Source organism: Verrucomicrobiia bacterium (genome assembly GCA_035629175.1).
Taxonomy (GTDB): domain Bacteria; phylum Verrucomicrobiota; class Verrucomicrobiia; order Limisphaerales; family DASXHY01; genus DASXHY01.
In genome coordinates, this window is sequence record DASPIL010000021.1 from 1 (window position 1) to 19855 (window position 19855).

The 19855-nt window shown below is 57.3% G+C and carries 13 protein-coding genes; 3 read left to right on the forward strand and 10 right to left on the reverse strand.

The genetic code is table 11. The annotated features are described in order from the left end of the window. Positions 1-933 precede the first annotated feature (933 nt). The 7 genes from VEH04_03285 to VEH04_03315 all read right to left on the reverse strand — a co-directional run bounded on the left by VEH04_03285 (position 934) and on the right by VEH04_03315 (position 11337). Positions 934-1905 (reverse strand): substrate-binding domain-containing protein, encoded by a 972-nt coding sequence (locus tag VEH04_03285; GenBank protein HYG21781.1) that lies wholly within the window; start codon positions 1903-1905, stop codon positions 934-936. Positions 1906-1933: 28 nt separating this feature from the next. Next, positions 1934-2929 carry an ABC transporter permease gene (locus VEH04_03290; GenBank protein HYG21782.1) on the reverse strand — a complete coding sequence of 332 codons (996 nt, stop codon included), beginning with the start codon at positions 2927-2929 and terminating at the stop codon, positions 1934-1936. A gap of 14 nt (positions 2930-2943) precedes the next feature. Next, complete coding sequence (locus tag VEH04_03295; protein ID HYG21783.1) at positions 2944-4512, reverse strand: sugar ABC transporter ATP-binding protein; 1569 nt, start codon at positions 4510-4512, stop codon at positions 2944-2946. Further along, complete coding sequence (locus tag VEH04_03300; GenBank protein ID HYG21784.1) at positions 4509-6371, reverse strand: beta-L-arabinofuranosidase domain-containing protein; 1863 nt, start codon at positions 6369-6371, stop codon at positions 4509-4511. Before VEH04_03300 ends, VEH04_03295 begins: the two co-directional genes overlap by 4 nt. A 4-nt stretch (positions 6372-6375) precedes the next feature. Further along, on the reverse strand, positions 6376-7902 hold the full coding sequence (locus tag VEH04_03305; protein HYG21785.1) for a glycoside hydrolase family 172 protein: 1527 nt from the start codon (positions 7900-7902) through the stop codon (positions 6376-6378). A 101-nt stretch (positions 7903-8003) separates the two neighbouring features. Then, positions 8004-10079, reverse strand: a complete 2076-nt coding sequence (locus VEH04_03310) for a hypothetical protein (GenBank protein HYG21786.1) — start codon at positions 10077-10079, stop codon at positions 8004-8006. A gap of 499 nt (positions 10080-10578) precedes the next feature. Next, positions 10579-11337, reverse strand: coding sequence for a prepilin-type N-terminal cleavage/methylation domain-containing protein (locus VEH04_03315; GenBank protein ID HYG21787.1), 759 nt, complete (start codon positions 11335-11337; stop codon positions 10579-10581). A gap of 464 nt (positions 11338-11801) precedes the next feature. On the opposite strand from VEH04_03315, the gene VEH04_03320 reads away from it, so the two are divergent. Continuing rightward, positions 11802-13064: a response regulator transcription factor gene (locus tag VEH04_03320; GenBank protein HYG21788.1), complete on the forward strand. Its 1263-nt coding sequence runs from the start codon at positions 11802-11804 to the stop codon at positions 13062-13064. 21 nt (positions 13065-13085) lie between these two features. On the opposite strand, the gene VEH04_03325 is transcribed toward VEH04_03320, so the two are convergent. Next, the gene (locus VEH04_03325) at positions 13086-14450 is read right to left on the reverse strand and encodes an MFS transporter (GenBank protein ID HYG21789.1); all 1365 of its coding nucleotides are present in this window, start codon (positions 14448-14450) and stop codon (positions 13086-13088) included. A 9-nt stretch (positions 14451-14459) separates the two neighbouring features. Beyond that, the gene (locus VEH04_03330) at positions 14460-15566 is read right to left on the reverse strand and encodes a sulfatase-like hydrolase/transferase (protein HYG21790.1); all 1107 of its coding nucleotides are present in this window, start codon (positions 15564-15566) and stop codon (positions 14460-14462) included. 192 nt (positions 15567-15758) lie between these two features. Between VEH04_03330 and VEH04_03335 the strand changes: the two genes are divergently transcribed. Both VEH04_03335 and VEH04_03340 read left to right on the forward strand, forming a co-directional pair. After that, positions 15759-16997 (forward strand): family 43 glycosylhydrolase, encoded by a 1239-nt coding sequence (locus VEH04_03335; GenBank protein ID HYG21791.1) that lies wholly within the window; start codon positions 15759-15761, stop codon positions 16995-16997. 36 nt (positions 16998-17033) lie between these two features. Further along, positions 17034-18215, forward strand: a complete 1182-nt coding sequence (locus VEH04_03340; protein ID HYG21792.1) for a glycoside hydrolase family 172 protein — start codon at positions 17034-17036, stop codon at positions 18213-18215. Between the two features lie 19 nt (positions 18216-18234). Here VEH04_03340 and VEH04_03345 read toward each other — a convergent pair whose 3' ends face one another. Continuing rightward, complete coding sequence (locus tag VEH04_03345; GenBank protein HYG21793.1) at positions 18235-19851, reverse strand: hypothetical protein; 1617 nt, start codon at positions 19849-19851, stop codon at positions 18235-18237. Positions 19852-19855 lie beyond the last annotated feature (4 nt).

Genomic DNA, 19855 nt, shown 5'->3' on the forward strand with positions numbered 1-19855 from the left:
CGCCTACGGCTCCAGGGACTCCGTTCCACCGAAGGGGGTGGTTTCGAAAGGGTTGAAAGATGACACAGAGATGAAAACAAAACCGGCAGGCACAGTGATTTCTAATTGTCACTGAAGTGAAGAATAATTGTCATTGAACACCCTCTCCGCTCGTGACCGGTGTGGCTTGGGTGGCGTCGCGCATCACCCCAGCCGCCGAACGGTTCCTGCGAGTCACGCGAGATTCCGCGAAGGAAAGCTAAAGGCGACTGCACTATGGTGACGCTTCGTTGCTATCCCGGGTTGGGCCGCAATTCGCCGGACTCCGGTCCCGTCGGGACAACATCTGATCGGACCACCAGGAACCCAGCGCCATACCGCTGATATTGTTTCCAGCCGGTGCTGCAACGGCCGGGCACCTCTAATCCATTGAGCCAATCTCAAGCGCGTAAATCTCCCGGGCGAGACCTGCTGGGTGGCGGGGAGGAGAGATAAGCCGGTGGCGTTATCCAATGAAGCCGACCGGTTTGCACATTGCCTGGGAAGACATTCGAAATAATATCGACGTAGTTTGCAGGCGAATTCTCAGTTTCGGTCGCGATGAGATTTTTCGGCCAAGTCAAGTTGGCAACAGTTGGCAACAGCGGCACTGCCAAATAGTGCACTTTCGCGCGGCAGATGTTCGTCAGGCGAAATCTATAATGGTCTTAGCGCTTTGAGGGAAATTGGAAATTTGTTTCCATGATTCGAATCCCTTCGCTCGCTCCATCTTTTTCATCCACTTCTCATCCCCCGGTTCTGGTTCACTTTGAGCGGTAACGTTCCGCAGCGGAATGCGACCGAGCGCATCGGCGCGCCGCTGGCCTCGCTCCGCCTCCCCGACGCAGCGATAAACGCGAATTCATAACCACGGTCCCCCGCGAGTTCCTCGAGCTGCGGTGCGACTCCGCCTCCTTACTTTAATTCCTGCCCGCCCTGGCGAACGTTGCTGGCATCGAACAATCGTGTGCCCAGAATGATCTCCCTGGGCACCGTCTCTCCTTTGAGGATTTTCAGTGCGGTGTCGATTGCTTCTGCGCCTCCGCTTGGATACTCGAAGGTGGCATCGAGAATGGATTGGCTGACATAGGCAACGCCTTCCTGCGGCAAGGCATCAATCCCGACAAATTTGATTCCGGTTCGGCCCGACGCCTTGGCTGCGAGATAAGCACCGTGCGCCGCAGCATCGTTGTGCGCGTAGACCAGGTCAATTTTCTCGAAGCGCGACAATGCCGATTCCATCTCCTTGCGCGCATCAGGCTCGAGCCATTTCATGTCCGCGCTAAAAATGATTTTGATGTCGGAGCCGGCGATGCCTTCCAGGAATCCGCTGTGCCGATCCTGGCCGGGGGTTGATGTTTGAAGGCCCATCAACTCCACAACATTCCCCTTGCCGCCCAGCGTTTTCACAATCCACTCGCCCGCTGCCTTTCCTATCTTCTTATTGCTAGCCCCTATGAAACACGTGAACTTGTCGCCGAGCAACGCGCGGTCGAGCACGATTACCGGGACGCCGGCCTGTATCGCCTTAGCAACAGGTTCAGTCAGCGGCTGGGCTTCCTTGGGACTGATGATGAGCAAATCCACCTTGGAACTGACGAACTCCTCCACGTGCGCACGCTGCTTGAGGGTGTCGTTTTGCGCATCCTTGAACACCACTTTCAGGTTGGAGTGTTTCGCCGCCGCATTCTTGATATCCTCGTTCATCTGCACACGCCACGGTTCTCCCAAATTGCATTGAGACATGCCGATTGTGTACACCCGGTTCTCACCATCCGCTTTCGATTCGTTGCCGGATTTTGAGGCCGGGTCGGAACAGCCATTCGCCAGCAGACTGAGGAAAGAGAGAATTGCGAATGCCAGGCTGCGGATGTGGTTTGGTTTCATGAGTTTCGTCAGTTGCTAAAAAATGCGCTCAACTTTCACGGCGGCGTTGGGTCAACACGGCTGCGACAATGATCACCCCGGTCAACATCAACCGGCCCGCCTCCGGCACGGCATTGATGCTGAGAATCTTGTCCAAATAGCCAATCGTCAGCACGCCGAGCAAGGTCAATCCCATTCCCCCACGGCCGCCTGACAAACTCGTTCCGCCGATCACCACCATCGCGATGGCAATCAATTCGTAGCCGGCGCCTGCCTCGGGATCACCCTGCTGTTCCTGCGCCCCCTGGCAAATCCCGGCCACTGCAGCCAGCACACCGGAAGCCGCATAAGCGCAGATTTTGGCGGAGACCACCGGCACACCAGAAAGCCGGGATGCCTCTTCATTGCCTCCGATTGCATAAAGTTGCCGTCCCCAGCTGTGTTTCGCGAGCGCAAGCCATGAAAAACCAAGGCAGATCAAAAAAATCACTGTGACCATTGATACGTTGTCCCCAAGGATGCGAGTGTCCACGGCGCGGAACAGTGCGGGCACGTCCACGTAGTCGTAACTGCCACTGGAGCTCTTCACGGCTGTCGAAACCTTCATTCCGCCGGAGAAGTATTTGGCAGCCCCTCGAGCAGCCACCATCAACGCCAGGGTGGCTATGAACGGCTGCACCCGCAGTTTTGCTGCCACAACACCAGACAATCCACCGCTCACCGAACCCACCAGCATGCAGGCAGGAACAACCAGCCACCCGCTCCAACCCCAGTGAATGGCCATCTTCGCGCAGCACACAGCGACCAGCGCCAGCACGCTTCCGACTGCCAGGTCAATGCCGCCAGAGATGATGACGAGCGTGAGACCGCAAGCCAGAATTCCGTAGACCGACGCCTGTCGCAGGGCGTCACGGTGGGTGCCGATTTTGAAGAATGCTCCGTCGGCATTGAAGATTGCTCCCACCACAAACACGAGAACCAACGCCATGAACGCCCGCCCGGCTGCGCTTGTTGAGAACCTCCGCAGTCCATTCGTTTTTGCCATTGTCGAATCGCTGCTCATGCCACGATAGCGGGCGTCGCGTTGCCGACCCTCCCCATTGCCGCAGCCAGAATCGCTTCCGGCGTAGCGTCAGTCCGGTTGAATCTCGCAGTCACCCTGCCGCGGTGCATCACCACGATGCGATCGCTCAACGTGAGCAACTCGGGCATCTCGGAACTGATCAACAGGATCGCCATTCCTTCGGACGTCCATTCATCCATCAGTTGGTAGATTTCGCGTTTGGCAGCGACGTCGATCCCGCGCGTGGGTTCATCGAGAAGCAATACCCTGGGTCGCGTTTGGAGCCATTTTGCGATCGCCACCTTTTGCTGGTTGCCGCCGGAGAGCGCACTCACTTCCAGCTCGAGCGACGCGGCGCGCAACTTCATCCGGCTCGTGGTCTTTTCGGCCGCGGCCCGCTCCGCATCTGCTCGCCGCCATCCCGCCCTCGACAACTCCCGCAATCCGGCCAGAGTCGCGTTTGCAATAATCGAAAGGGACAGCACCAGTCCCGTCGCCTTGCGATCATTCGTGAGCAACGCCAATCCAGATTCAATCGCGGCGCGCGGGGAGGCGAACGACACTTCCCTGCCATCCAGGCGCATGGCGCCCTGCGTGGCGCTGCAGGCGCCAAACATTCCCCAGAAAAGCTCGCTGGCCCCCGAGCCCTGCAGGCCGCCGATACCAAGGATCTCCCCGGCGCGAACCTCGAGCGACACTCCGTGCACCGCGTTTTTCTCAGCGAATCCTTTGGGAAACACACTGAAATTCTCCAGGCGCACTCTCTCGGGTCCCGGATTGGGCGCGCGTCGTGGAAACTGTTCGCCGAGATCCCGTCCCACCATCCATTGGATAAAACGTTGCGCCGGCAACTCCGTTGCAGGTGCAGTGCCGACCCATTGTCCATCGCGCAACACCGTGATGCGATCCGCGATCTGCTCGATCTCCTCCATCTTGTGCGAGATATAAACGATCCCGCAGCCGCGTTCTTTCAAGGTGCGGATGAGTGCGAACAGCTTCTCAACCTCAGGCGCGTTCAAGGCGCTCGTGGGTTCGTCCATCACAATCACCTTTGCCTTTTGGCTCAGCGCCTTCGCGATCTCGATGAGTTGCTGCACTGCAATCGGAAATTGCTCGGCGCAACGGCGCACATCAATTTCCAATCCCAATTGCCTGACCCAGTGCAAGGCTTCCTCGTGCTGCCGCGCCTCACAGACGAAGCCAGCTCGCGTTGGTGTCCGGCCGAGAAAAATGTTGTCGGCCACGCTCATCGGCCCAATCAGGGAAAGTTCCTGATGTATCACAGCGACCCCGAGCGCACTGGCTTCCAGCGGAGAACACGGCCGCGCTGGCCGACCGCAATACTCGATCAGTCCTTCGAAGTCGGTGTGGATCCCCGCAAGGATCTTGATTAGCGTACTCTTTCCCGCCCCGTTTTCTCCCGCAAGCACGTGAACTTCGCCAGCCGCCACTTCAAACCTGACATCCCTGAGAACCGTCACGGCGCCGAAACGCTTCGTGATACCGGATAGCCGCACCAATGGTTCAGCGAGGGACGTGGTGCCGGACGACGAAGTCGCGTTCACGGGGACTGCACGCCTCCTGGATTTTGTTCAGCCAGCGGCATCCAAACTTGGTAAGGGTCCTGGGTGCTGCCGGCTTCAGCAAACGAGATGAGTTGAAGCGCGAAAATTTCATTTGTCGCGCGCTCTGCTGAAGGAGTTGTCCGGATGGCGTGAACAGAGCCGCGTTGTTCGCCGATTAACGTGCCAGCCTGCATCTTCGACTGTGCCGGCAAAATGCGGAAAGTTCCGATGGGTGCCCCGGGATTGAGGGCATCGTCTGCCGCCAGGATTAAAGGACCTCGCGCAAAAGCCACTTTGCCCGCATTTCCATGCGCTCCGACGATCGTGCGAAGCGACATTGGCATTCTCAACGTGATGACATCACCGTCATGCCATTCCCGTCGCAGCGCTGCATACTCGCCAGCGGGCAGCGACCTTTCCTGAGATCGGTCGTTTACCGAGAGCGTTGCTGTTTGGCTCCAGGCGGGCACGCGCAATTTCAAGGTGAACACCGAGGCTTGGTCGAGAACGACTTTAACGCGCATGTCGCCGGTTCCGGGATAGCCGGATTCAATTTCAAGGCGAACGAATTTGCCGTCGGGCAGCCGCAGCCGGGATTTCCCAGCTGTCAGAAAATTGATGATTACGCCTTCATGGTCGGCCGTCACCGCAAATGTCGGCACGAGAGCCAGGCCACGGGGTCCGCTTGAAAGGCAGCAATGCCCCGAGAGCTCCGCCGAGTAGGGTTTCTTTCCCTCGAGTTGCACATAATATCCCCAGCCACTGCCGTCAGGTTTCTGCGCGCCCAGTAATTGATTGTAAACGGCACGTTCCAACTCTTCCGCAAAGCGCGCTTCGCCAGTCAGCCGAAGCAACTGCGCGTTGAATTGAATCCACGTGACGGTCACGCACGTTTCACCCACGTCGGCATTGCCATTTGGGAGTTCATGGTCCTTGTGGAAATGCTCGTGGTGACTGGCGGTGCCTGTGAGATACAGGCGGCTGTTGACGATGTCCTGCCACGCATTCAATGCCGCCTCCAGCAACTGCTTCTCGCCTGTCGTGCGATAAAACTCGAGGGCGCCATTCAGGCACGAAAGCATTTCATAGGCTTTGGCGTTGCCGACCTTGTCCACGCGTTTGGCTGAAAGCAGAGTCGAAACAATTTTTGGCCCCGCGGGAGTCTCCCACGATGCGAGGATGTAGCGGCAGAATTCGAGATACTTCGTTTCCCCTGTCAGCCGATACAACAGGACCATCGGTTCCAGCACGCTCGTAGGAGCCATGCCCATGTGCCAGCCGGCTTTAAGAATGTCCCGCTGCCCGGCATTTGTTCCAAAGGTGCGACACAACAGATCGGCGCAACGCCGGCTGATGGCGAGCGCGTTGGTGTTCCCTGTCGCGCGATAATAAGTCAGCAGCCCAAGCATGTCATACTTGTGAGCCCAAACATCCCACTCCGTCCAACGTTGCTCGGGCAAGTAGGTTCCAAGATAGCCATCTTCCATCTGACACTTTCCCAACTCGGCAACAACGCGATCCAATTTCGTGCGGAGTTCGGAACCTTGCGAGTATTCCCACGCCAATGTCGCAGCGTGCAGCCATTTGCCAGCGTGTTCTCCATCCCATGCCTGCCGGCCTGGACGCTTGCGAAAACCTTCGAGCAGTCGTTCCTCATCAACCTTCGCAAGCCGATTCGTGACATTTGCGTCCAACCGCTTGCCCAGAAACCCACCCAGCTGGATCGCCGCTGGGATCGTGGCTTCCTGCCTGTCCTTGACGGCTGGAGGGACGGCGTCGACGACAACCGGGGCGCCGTGCAGAGCGGCGGCCAGTGAAAACAATCCGACCATTGTTGCGTTGAGAAACAGACACTGCATGCGATCAGTTCTTTTGCAACGTGCGGAGGTCGACGCTCGCGGGGCGGCTGTAAACCGGCGTTTGCGCCGTCAACGCATCGAATCCCAGGAAGTACCCTGCAGACTTCTCGGATTTGCCGGCGCACTCGAACCGAAGCGTGTGCTTGCCTGCGGCAACGTGATGCGTGCCCAGCTTGTGCTGCGCTTGAGTGATTCCGGGCGCGTAGAGATCAAATTGTCCGATTTCCCTGCCATCCAATTTCACCCGATAGATGCCGTAATCCCACGAGTGGGTGACTTTCCACGCAAGGCCGAGCGGCTGGTCCTTGTCGGTTTCGAATGAAACCTCCACCCAACCCTGGTCATCGGTGGGCTTGAACCAAAGTTGTTTTCCGTCAATGACGCCACCGAGTGGCTGGACTTCAAGCGGATGGTTCGAATGCCTGGCGGCCACAACGGCTTCATACCCCTTCAGCACCAAGCGTTCGCGGAGTGGCAGACGATCCACACCCGAAGGCAGCGCTGGCCACGGCTTGTGCGGTTCGGTCTGGTACCAGATGGCAACACTGGAAAACAGATCGTCGCGTTCGATGCAGCCGTCACTTTTTCCGTCGGGAAATTTCTGGAAACCTTTGTGTTCGATTTCCAACCGCAGGGATTTCTTGAAAGTGACCGGGTCAGGCAGATGAAATCTATAGGCCGTGCCTCGGTCGCCCGTATTGAATCCTTCCCACAAGGGTGTTCCATAGAACGGTCCGGCCTGCTCGCGAAAGCCCCAGCCGTCGCAGAAATAGTCTTCAGTGCCCGTGCCGCGCAAGCTGGGCGTTTTTTCGCCGTCGATGAAAAAGAAATCATCGCCCTCACCGTACCAGCCCCCCGAAGAATGATAAACGCTCTTGATCGTACCGACGTAGTGACCCCGTCCCTCAATGTCCGCGATCAAATAGTTCTGGCCCATAACACAGGGGAATTCCTGGCGATACATTGCGTGGAAATAAGCGGTGTCGGCCGGCAGGGAGTCATGCTTCTGCCAGTCGATGTAATAATAAAAGCAATCGCAGCGCCTGTCGCTTTCGTTAGTAACGGTGATGCGGGCTTTCTTGCGGAATGGCATCGGCCAATAGGAGTTTCGCCCGCGGCCCTCGGAGCTGACGCGAAGGGGAATGGATGTGAATGGTTTGTCCACGCCGAAGCCGATGCCAAAGAAATCACCGATGGGACATTCGACGCTGGGATGCTCCTCGTCGTCCCAATAAATCCGCAATGTAAGCTTGGCCGAGTAGAAGGGATCGCCGTGTGCAATGGTGATCCAGATGTGCACGATCTTGCCGGGTCCCTCGAGTTCAGCGAGCGTCAGCATTCCTCCGGGTTCGATTGGCCGCAGATCGCCATTTCCGTTCTTCAGGTCCGGATCTGTTGAAGACGCGCGGCGGGTTTCAAATCCCTTGAGCCGCTCCAGCCCGCCGAGCGGATTGCCAAGGTTCTCCTGCCCGGAAGAACCAAGGACGGTTAATGACAGGAACGCTGTGAAGACGAGACAGTGCAATTTCATTTTAAATTGACGGAGTTCATTTGAGATTCGCGGGCGATGAAACGCAAGCTTTGGCATGCCTCCCGGCACGGCCAAAGCTTGACGTTCGGAACGAATGCAGATCACTGGGCGAGCCGATAAAATCTGCTGGAGTCAGCGCCCGGAACAATCACCGCATTGTTGGTGATTCCTGCAACAGGCTGCCATTCTGGAGTAATGAGGTCGACCGCTTGTTCCAGTGCATAACCCACATAACCGGCCGGCCAGGATACGACCGCGCCAGCCGGAGAGCTTTGAACCGAAAGTGCGGGCGCGGGTGAGAGACTGGGAACGAAAATTCCACTCGCCCTGGCCGCACCCAATCCCGCGATCTCGGATGCAGATAGCGCGCGATCCACGAACGCGATACTGCTCACATAGAGCTCGTGCGTGTAAGTTCCCGAACTGTCTCCCTCATTAAACAGCAACAGGTCGGGACCTGGATCCTGATTTGAATAAAGGGCCCAGCGCCCGCCAATCCCATCGGCAGCCCGCGTCTTGACGTTCGTTCCATTGACGTAATACGTGAGCGTGTTCGCTACAAGGTCGGCGACGAACGCCACGCGGTTCCAAGTGCCGGGCGTGATGACGCCTGCCGCGGAATACCCACCGCCGCCGATTCCGACCGAACCATCCGCGGCAAAATAAAAGTCAGCATCATTCAAATTGAACGGATCAGTGTTGAACAGTGCGGTCCAATCCAATGGCCCCGGCTCCATCACGTCAAAGAGCAGGGTGTAGCGATTGATCGAGGCGTTTGTGCCCGTATTGGGACCACTGCCTGAAAAACTCAGGTGGTAGCCGTCCGTGTCGGAGGCAAAAGCCGGGACATGCATATAGGTGGCAGGCATCCCCTCGATGTGCGGAACGGTGCCGCCATCGGTCGTGCCGAACGAAGTGAGACCCGCGTTGCCGGGGTCTGCATGAGCCAGGACACCGTTCCCGAGAGCGGCGCTCAGGTCGCCTTCGGTGAAACGCCACTCATAGGGAGTGTAGTTCTGGACCGTAAACGTGACTTCGTTCGTTGCAAGAGTCTCGCCAGAACCGGCGATCAGCGTGTAGGTGTGCGTCGAGCCACCGCGAAGGAGGCCGCCGCTGGATGACTTGATTGCCTTTGTGGCAGCGGATGTGATTTCGATCGGCATCGGAACACCATCGAGCAGCAATTGAATCGAGTTGGTATTGATCACGTCATCCGGATCAAGAATGGTCGCCTGAAAAGAAAAGTTCGGCGCAACATTCGTCTCCCCTTGTGCAGGCGACATCGACGTCAGTGCTGGAGCCTGGCTCGGAAAAAGCAAAGGCGTTGGCGAAGCCGCCTCGCCGATCCACCCGCCCATCCCGGCGACCTCCGCGTCGGTCAACGGCCGATTCCATACCGCCGCAGTGCCTGCAAGACACCATGCGTCTTCCCAGTTGTCGTCTGCAAACAGGTGGAATCGATCCAGTTCCAAGGCCCATCGCCCGTCAATGGCCTGGCCGGGTCCATCGAGGATCAACGTTCCATCCACGTAAACGCGGAAGAAGTTTCCGTTGTCGACGGACCACACGATTCGGTGCCATTTTGTTGCATCAAACGTGATGGTTGAATACCCAACGCCTGAAACGCCGACGACGGCGTTGGAAACGGATGAGGCATTCACCCAAAGGTCGGCATCATTGGCGTTACCATTGAGCGACGTCTGGTACAGACTGTTCCAGCCAACACCCGCGAAGAAATCGACGGCAATCGTGTACTTGTTGATGTACTCGCCGTCGCCTTTCCCTTCCGCCCCAATGCCGTGATACACCGTCAGGAAATCAAAGCTCCGATCCTGGACGATTCCACCATCGCTATACTTGGTATGCCACGATTCCACCCCAAGATCAGTCCACGGACCCAGCAGGAAGTTGGCATTGTCGACATGGCTGTTTACGAGATTCGCACCGATCGTCGCGGTCAACTTGTCTGCACTGTTCTGAAAACGCCAAAGTCCCGTCACGCCCGGGGGAACGTTTGCCGCCTCGAGGTGGCCCGCGCCAATCAAAGCGAGCGAGAAAAGCGCTGCGTTCATCAGTAGCGGCAGCCGCGTTCCCCTGATTTCACCCCCCTGATGGGTTGTCCCGACTGCCAGGCATCCATGGATGCGAGGCACGGCCGAACGTTTGGTAGTATTCATATATCTGGTTTTGTATTCCGATGAAGCGTTGGTTCGAATGTCTTCGTATGATCTGCGCGGATAGGGCAAGGGGGCGCTACGGCGTCACCTGGGAGGCGCCCCATTTTTGCAAATCGTCTTTGTGTGGTTGCACCAAGGCGTGCTTGAGCTGAGCGTTGCACCGCTCGCAAACAGCAGCGCCTTCAGGTCCCGGTACTTTGGGTCGCAGAGTCAGATGCTGGTCATTCGCACATCGATATCCCACAACTTCTGCCAGGGCGTCCTCCTTGCACTTAGGACATTTTTCCAGGAACACCTTGCGCTCCGTGAACATCTTGCCCCTGCACTTCTGGCAGAAATAGCCGTTCGCATCTGTCTCAATCGCTTCACTGCCTGGCTCCGGGAAACAACCCGCGAGAACCAGACATATCACTGCTGCGAGCAAAGATTCAAAGATGAAAAAACGCGACTTCATGAGCCACAAACGCGTCCGCCACATGCATCCGCCAAACGAGTTGAGTCAGGGGTCGGCATCTGTTCCGAGGTAAATTGCGGTGATGTATTTTGTGTCCGGCCGGGCGCTGACAAATTCAGCGTGTCCGTCGCAGAAGGATATATTTCCGCCGCTCGCCCCGTGATTATCAATCGGATCAGGAAAGTTGCTTACATCCGTGCGCGTGCTTTGGTACGCCGAATCGCCATCCAAAAAGAGACAGGCACGCGACGGACCCGCCGCCATGCCTTTGTAGCCTGCATTATACGGAAATATGGATGTGAACTGGTAAACCCATGACTGGACGTTGCCTTGAGTTTTGGCCGCCGGAACGGGAGTGGGTTTCCCCTGGTCACCCCACCATGAAAACAACTCGTAGCTGGAACCCGGCTTCAGCGTTTTGTTGCCTGCATAGGACAACAAGTCGCGGAGAACCATTGGACCTGCAGGCGGAGGGCTGGGGACCCAGCTGTCCCGGATGAAATTCTGTGTGCCAGGACATACAAACGAATTCATGTTCGGAATGTACGCCTTGTAGAGCCACGTCTGGTTGTCGTCCGAGGGATCCACTGTCGGCGCGAACTGGCCTTTTCGATTTTCGTCAGAATACATGATGCTGCCGAGCGTCAGTTGTTTCACGTTGTTGAGGCAACTGATCCGCCGCCCCTTGTCCTTCGCCTTGGCAAGCGCCGGAAGGAGCATGGCTGCGAGTATCGCAATGATCGCGATGACTACCAGCAGCTCGATCAGGGTAAATGCACGCTGTGTCTGTCTGCTGGTTTGCATAATGCGAGACGCTTGAAAAACGCCAGACGTTGGGCCTGGTCTGGGACCGGCATGAACCCTACTCGATGGCGCCGCCTGGATCGATGTCTCACCTTCGTGATTTTTCAGACGGACACGCATGCCTCGGGTAAAGCTCGGTTTGGGTTCTGCGGAAAACTTTACATGGTGCAAATGCTTTCTCCATACCCTGTTTTAGGGAGACTTCTGGTACGGCGGGGCCTGGCGCATTCGCCTGCTTCAGGCTCTTCGTCAACAAACCCTGAATCAATATGATCTGATCGCGCACCTGCAGATCCCCACGGGAATGGCCGACGTTCTGCCAGGATTCCACACGCACGCGACTGCCAAATCTGGAACTTGAGGTATTTGCCGCCGTGGCTTAAAGAGGAGACGTGTTCAAGAAACGTCCAAGAACTCGACGCCATCCGGTTACTGATTCATCGGTGTCTGGCGGGCTTTCGAAGATGGAATCCGCTTACTGGGGGCAACGATTGTTCAAAAACACGTTCACCTACAAGGGGCGCAGAAGAAAGGTGAACGCCTGGTCTGTAAAAATACAGTTATTCGGCAAGCGCAAAACCTTTTCTCTCAGTTCGAGCGACCCAGCCGAAGCAGCAATAGAGGCCAGCCACATCTATCAAACCATCAACAGCCAGGGCTGGGATGCTGTCGGGCAGCGCCGTGGCAGGACAGGATTTCATCCGCCACTCGCTGAATCCAGAGCGGCTGCCACCGCCTCGACGGAACTTGGCCCGGAGTATTGGAAAGGACGGTTGATCCATCGAAAACATCCCGAGCCGGCCAGCGCCAGCGGCGAACGCTCTCTCTCGGTGCGCATCGAGCATTCCGGCGTCAGCCGGTATTTTCCGTTGGGCACGGGAGACGAAAGCCGGGCGGCGATCCAGGCAATGCACATTTATCAAGTGGTCGCCAGTCAGGGTTGGGGGATCGCCAACCAAAGATTTGCCAGGGAGCTCACCCTGGCCTTTCGCTGGCTGGAAGATCCCCTGGCGTGGACTTATACCACGTTACACACCCGGACCAACTCGGATGCACCCGTTTTTCTCCCAGGCTCGAAGTCGAAAGCTGCGAAACGAACTGTTGCCATCATAGAGCCCGATGCTGGCATTCGAAACGCGCTGATCGTCTGTGCCAACAGCCAGGAGGGATTCGGGTGTTGCGCTGCGTACAGCGGTGTCGCTGAAGCCATGCGCGAAATCACCCGGCGGCGCATTGACCTGATGATCGTCAACTACGCGCTCCCCGATCAGCCTGGCTCGAGCTGCCTGGAAGCGTTGGACAAGGAAAAGTCCGGCACGGTTGGCCTTCTCTACTCGGTGTTTGAAGATAGCGACCAGCTTTTCAAGTCCACGCCCGGAGGAGCGGTTGGATACATGTTAAAGCGCACGCCAACCAGCCGGATTTTCGATCCCATCGCGCAAACTGCTGGCGCACTGACGCGCGAAGTTATTGCACTGAAGATTCGCGAATATTTTCAACGGCTCGTTGCGGCAATGCCGTCGGGCCCCTCAGCCCTGGATATGGCCAGGCTCACTCCACGAGAACTGGAAATTCTGACGCTCCTCGCCAAAGGCGATCTTGCGAAGGAAATTGCCGACTCCCTGGACATCAGCGTGTGGACCGTGCATGGCCACGTAAAGAGCATCTTCGAGAAGCTCAACGTGCATACGCGGACTGAAGCCGTCTTGAAATTCCTGCAAAAATAGATTCGCTCGGGAGAGCTTGCTTCACCGGTGGATGGCCGCTGAAATGGCCGGAGGGACGGCATTCCATTTGGGCAACAACAACAGTCCTGCGAAAACCACGGCAGCACCCAGGCAGTTGAATACACCCTGCCAGCCCCAGCTTTCCTGCAGCAACCCGGGAATCACTCCACCCGCCATGGCTCCAATTGAACCCAGGCCGTTCACCAGTCCCGTCGCGGTTGAAGCACCTTTCTTCGCGCCGAAATCAACCACCGCGACTCCCGCGATCATGGCGTCCGGAGCGTAGGCCAGGAATCCAAGCAGGAACAGGCTTGCGCCGAGCGCCCAGCGCGTCGCCGGCAAATGATCAAGGGCGAACAGCAATCCACCCAACAAAAACAGGCACAGTATTGAGACAGGCATCCTGCGCGCGCCAAAAACCCGATCAGACACAACGCCCATCAGCAGAATGCTGAATGGCCCAGCCAATTCAAACATGGAGCTCAAAATTCCCGCCTCTGCCATGTCAGATCCCAGCCGGTCGTAGATATATTTCGGGCCCCAGAACAAGATCGCGTAACGCGTCGGCTTCAGGCAGAAATAAACCGCTCCCAGCAGGATCACCATCGGATTGCTCAGCACCGCGCGAATCACCTTCCACGATCCTTCCGGTTCCTCCTCCGGCGTTTCACCCGCCTTTACCAATGGCGTGGGCTCACCGTGATAGGTCTCCACAGGCGGCAAACCGAGATCTTCGGGACGGTCGCGTTGGAGGCAATAGAACAGTATCCAGACCCCAAGCAGAATTCCGGCGGGAACATAGAACGCGTATCGCCAGCCCAATCGCTCGGCGACAACACTCGCGATTAGAGAAGCCATCAATCCGCCGACGGCGTAATTCGTGCACCACAATCCAAGGACGAACCCGCGCTCTCGCCGCGAGAAAAAATTCCCAACATTCTTCACAAGCGGGGCCCAGCCGCTGGATTGGCAAAGTCCCTGGAAGAAAAAAAGGGCGACAAACATCGTGACGTTCGAACAAGCGCCCATCACGAATCCCGCCAAGACAGAACACAGCATCCCCGTGAGAACAACCCTGCGCGGCCCGAATCGATCCCCAGCCACACCCCAGAAAAACTGGCCGATCGCATAAGCGGCGAGAAACGCACCATCAATCCCGGCCATCTGCCTCTCGGTCAGTTGAATGTGCGTGTCTGCCTCGATGCCGGCCTTCGAAACGGCAAACGACATCCGAGTGAGATTGAAACCGGCGTAGGCCAGCCAGGTGATGGCGAAAGTCTGCCAGCGCCAGCGCTCATACAGGGGGTCGCTGCCGAGCTTTCGAAAGATTGGATCCAACGCCCCGCTGCCGACGAAGTCCGGCCTTGCAGCTTTGGGCGATGGCATCCGTTGTTACTACTTGGCGGTCCCGACCGGGAGCAAGTCCTGAATCGGCGGGCCCGACTTCGGCACCGCAGAATGGTAATCCTCACCCAAAAGCGCGGCGAGTGTCGCGGCAATCTGGCTGTGCGTTACCTGTGCGATGTTGGTTCGTTCACCGAGCGGCCGGGTGTCAGGTCCTATCACAGCCAGCCATGTTTTCTCCGCGCCGGCAACACCCGCACCGTGGTGCTTCCACTCCGCCCCGCTGCCACGTCCGTGATCGCAGGTAATGATGAAAGTGGTCTTGTCCTTGTAAGCAGCGATGGACTGCACAGTGTCCCAGAGCTTCCCTATGTAACGGTCCGAGTTGTTTGCCGCCTGCAGGTAATGCTCGTAATTCCCTCCGTGCCCCCATTCATCCGTTTCGCTTAACGCCAGCCAGACCAGGCGGGGTTGCTTGTCCCGCATATACTCGTTTGCCGCATGGAAATAAAACGAGTCAAAGGTCATCTCGTACCAAATCTGAATCGTATCCTTCTGCAGCTGTTGAATGAGTTCCAGCCGCGAGCCGGGTTCGCCCGGAAAGTTGGTGTCAAAACCCGACCATACCGGTATCCCACTGCGCTGCGTGTTCAGGACGTAGGGATGCACCGCCCAGTTCGCAAAGCCCACGACGCGACCCGCAAACGCTGGTTTGCGATGCAGCCATTCCAGAACGGAAACATTGGAATTATACCGCTTCTCGTTTTTGTCGATGCGATCGTCGGGTGAGCCAGTGAATATCTCATTGAAGCCTGGATACGTGAAATTTTTTCCGTTGGTGACAATGGAGACGCTGCCTTTGTTGCCGTTGCCGTAGAGCTGTCCTCGTTTGCCGATGGTTTTCCAAAGGAACGGCATGAGCGCCTGTCGTCGTTCCTCCGTCGTTTCGCGCCAGAACCAGGAACGCAAGCGGTTCGTATCCCACACCCCGTATTCTCTCGTTGCCAGCTGTTCCTCCATGCCCATAAAGACTTCCTGCCACCGCAGTCCATCCAGGGTGATCAACACCACATTTTCGGTCTGATGCGCAGGGGCAGCGATGGCCAGAAGACGCACGCACGAGAGCGCTGCCGCGATGAGGACAATTCTTTTGAACATAGAAGGTTTCGTTGAGTCGCGACGAATGTAAATTTCCCGATGTGAACGGCAATGCCTTGTTTAGGTGAGAATGCCGCCTTGCTTGGACGCATCTTGGACAGGTGGCATCCCAACCGCGGGCCGACCGACCAAATCAAGCCATTGACGTTACGCCACCAGCTTCGCGAGGCTACGAACACACCAAAATCACCCATGAGCTCACTCGTGCGAAAATCGTTGCGGCTACTCCTCGCGATAACCGCCATTTCACTTCCTGCTGCGGAACCGGCATTCGAGATCCGCCTCGAGGGCGTCAAATTCGATTATCCTGGCGCGGAGCAATGGGCGGCGATTGCCCGGCCTGATGGGCAAACAAACTGGGCATTTGCCATCTATACGGGCCAGAACAAATGGACCGTTCCACTCCAGGAAGATACGCCAGGCACATACCGGATTGTTCGCGTTGAGCGGCGGGCTGGGGAAAAGAAATCTGATGTCACCATTGGCAACGAGTCGCAACTCGCTCTCGATCTGCCGGCCGGGACGAAAGTTTCCAAACCCACCGCTGCGTCACAGCCCCTTTTGGAAGTCGGAGAATTTAAAACATTCTACACCGCTGCAGAACCGTGGTGCGTGAACGATCACACGTTTGTGCAGGGACCGGACAAGACATGGCACCTGTTCGGCATTACGCATCCAAAACCCCTGGTATGGGAGAAGGACCCCGGCCGGCAGCTGGCGCATGCCACCGCAAAAACCTTGCTGCAGATTCCGTGGGACAGCCAGCCGTTTGCGGTGACGCGCGATTGGGAGAAGTATCGCGAGTTTGTCTTCTGGGCTCCGCACGTCGTGCGACACGATGGAACGTATTACATGTTCGTCTGTGTCGGGGACCGCGATACCCACCGATATCGTATCCACCTCCTGACTTCGTCCGACCTCAAATCATGGACGCGCAGTCCGCACAATCCGATGGTGGTGGACGGCTTCGACGGTCGCGATCCATTCGTGATGCGTGTTGGCGAGCAGTGGGTGCTCTATTACACCGCCAACTCAACCCCCGAATGCGGCAATTACATCATCGCCGCCGTGACGAGCAAGGACCTTGTTCATTGGTCTGATCGCAAGGTGATTTTCATACACCCACGTGCCGGAAGTTTTGGCGGGCCCACGGAATCGCCCTTCATCGTGCGTCGCGGCGGCCAGTATTACCTGTTCGTCTGTGACAACGAATGGACAGACGTGTATGTGTCAACCGATCCATTCCACTGGGACTTTACACAGAAGAACACGCGGTTCCTTGCGCACGCATCCGAAATCGTTCGTGACACCGACGGGAAATGGTTCATCAGCCACGCCGGCTGGACCAGCGGACCGTTGAAGATCGCGCCTTTGAAATGGAAGGACGGTTTGGATATGGAAGCCACAAACATTTTGCCCGCTGAAAAATAGACTCCCGCGACAATCCCAACCAATTATCCGACGCGCATGAAACCAACATCGAAAAAAACCGCGCAGGGCGAGATCCAGGCGGGCATGGATCGGCGCCGGTTTGTCACGGCCGTCGCCGCGCTTGGCGCTACGGCCGCCTTGCCAGGCATTGCCACCGCCGCAGAATCCACGCCCTCCGACGTCAGTAATCCAGCTTTCCGAGTGGATGCTCTGCGCATGGCAACGTTGCGCAACGAAACCACCCGGCAATTCACGACGTTCAATCTCGATCGCAAGAGCAAAACCATTCCGATTCCGAAAGGCCAGCGCGTCACGATCGGCGAGGTGAAGGGAGAAGGATATGTGACACAGTTCTGGCTGACGTTTCCAGGCTGGTTCTGGCAGCACTGGAACACCAAAGCCGCAGTCAATCAATCCATCCTCAAGACATTGCTCCTTCGGATTTATTTCGACGGTGCGGAGCGGCCCGCTGTCGCCGCGCCCGTGGGCGATTTTTTTGGTGCTGGATTGTGTGAAGTGGCCAGCTTCGCTTCCCTCTACTTCGGGACCTCGAGCGGCGGATTTTTCTGCAAGTGGCCGATGCCGTTCCGCAAAAGCTTCCGTGTGGAGTTGGAGAATGTTGATCCCGAAATTACCACCGACGTGTTCTGCAACATCCTGTATCAACTCGCGCCTCTGCCGGATGGAACCGCCTACTTCCACACGCAGTTCCACACCGGCTTCAACAAAGGTCCGGAGCCGGTGAAAATCGCCGAAGCGCACGGACGCGGTCATTACGCCGGCTGCCAGCTCTACATGCAGGGCGAGGATCGCAACTACCTCAGCTTCCTGGAAGCGCCCGAGTACGTCTATGTGGACAACGACTGGGAGAAACCGCGCTTTGCGGGCACCGGCCTCGAGGATTATTTCCTCGGCGGCTGGTATTTTCGCGAGGGAACCATTGCCGGCCCCACCCATGGCGTGACCATCAAGGACACGCTCAATTCAAACGTGGCGATGTATCGCATCCACGAATCCGACACCATCCACTTCCGCGAGCGGCTTAAGTTCTCGTTCGTAAATCCCTGGTCACCCGATCGGTTAAAGCCTTTCTGCTTTTCCTCCGTGGCGTTCCTGTATCTCGACAAACCCGAGGGCCAGGGCCCTGCCATCCCGTCCGCAAAAGACTTGATGTGCTGGTATCGCATTCGCGACACCGATCACCTGAGCGTGCCGTGATCACAGCCGCGCGGACGGCTTACCAGTTGTCGAGCGCCAGGGTGGCAGCATCATCGCGATGGAGCGGAATGGATTTAAGCACCAACGCGCGTTCGCGATCCACCAAAACGCGGTCGAGTTGGAGCAGGGAGTAAAGCAGGCAGCCGACGCCATCCAAAGCCTCGTAGTAGGGCTTTGCGGGGTGACCCCGAAAAAGCCCGCGATACTCCAGCCGTTCCGTGGCGTCTTCTGCAACCTGCTGCGCCGTATTTAAATAGTGTGCGTCTCCGGTCAGCAAGAACATCTGGATGAAGAACGAAATCGTTTGCCCATAGATCCCTGCATAAGTGCCCCTGGGCGCGTACTGTTGCGAGTAGCCTCGATACCACGTGTTCGTCTCGCATTGGCGGGGCGGCAGCTCGCGCCCAATCCATCGGGCAAATCTTTCAGCTGTGACGCGCAACTCGGAGTCGCCCGTTCGCAACGCAGCAAAAGCAAACATTTGAGCCGTCGCGATCGGATGTTCGTAACCCGCGACGTACGGCTGCCACAGATCCAGATGCCCGCGCGGCTCATAGATCCCGTATTCTTCGGCCTGGAGTTCCTGATCCTGGCCTGCTGGAGGCGGAACGCGCGGGCCGCGCACAGGTGTTCCATCCAGATTAAGGGAGCCCCAAAACTTTCCTGTCTGCGCATCAAAGCCGTAGCGGCCGTAGGCTTTCAAATACGTCACCGCCTGATCCTGGAAGCGTGCATCGCCCGTCAGTTCAGTGCACTTGAAAAGCGAATGACAAAAAAGCCCGGTGTCGCTCGTCAGGAAATGCGATCCATCAAACCGATTCGCTCCAGCGTTCGGCCGGTCGGGGAACAAGCCGGTTGCGGGATTGCGGCTGTTCCAATACCGGTCTGAAAGCAAACGCACGCGATCCAGCCACACCCGCTCCCCGGTCTGCCGATGCAGAAACGCAAACGCTTCCGCACATGAACCGGCCGACATGGCAAAATCGCAGCCTCGCACCCCGTCACCATGGCGATCCACCTCTCCGGTTTCCTTGTCGATGACGTGCCACCGCCAGATGGCTTCAATCTCCCGGAGAACCGCATTGGAGTTCACATTCCAAAGTTGGGCCCACGGAATGTCATGGATGGCGTGGATCTCGTGGTGATTACCCAGATGCCCTGCCCTCTTGTCCGCGAACACGTCAAAGTGCCGATGCCAGCCCCACCAGATGAAACCCCGCTCGTCAACGAGATGCTGCAGATACCAGCCAACATACCTGTCTGCGAAATGCGCAAACTTCTCCTCGCTCGCGATCTTTGAAAGCGAATACATCGTTTTCAACATCGGAAGATCGGTAAGAAGGTTTGCACCCGCAGGATTGCGCCGCTCGCGACGCACTGCCCGCCAGGCTTCATCCAGCGCTGCCGGGTTGCTGGGACATTGACGGGTCTCGACATCGAGAATGCTTACAAGGATCGGGGCGTTCGATCTTCCGTAACGATCCGTGCCGTCACCCATCAGGATGGTAAGACAATCCCAAACCCGGCGGGCATAGACCGATTCAACCTCAGCCCCGCAGGCACCAGAGAGGAACACGAAACAAGCCAGCACCGCGCCAATCAAAACACTGCCGCGACAATAACAATCCATTTTCATGCCA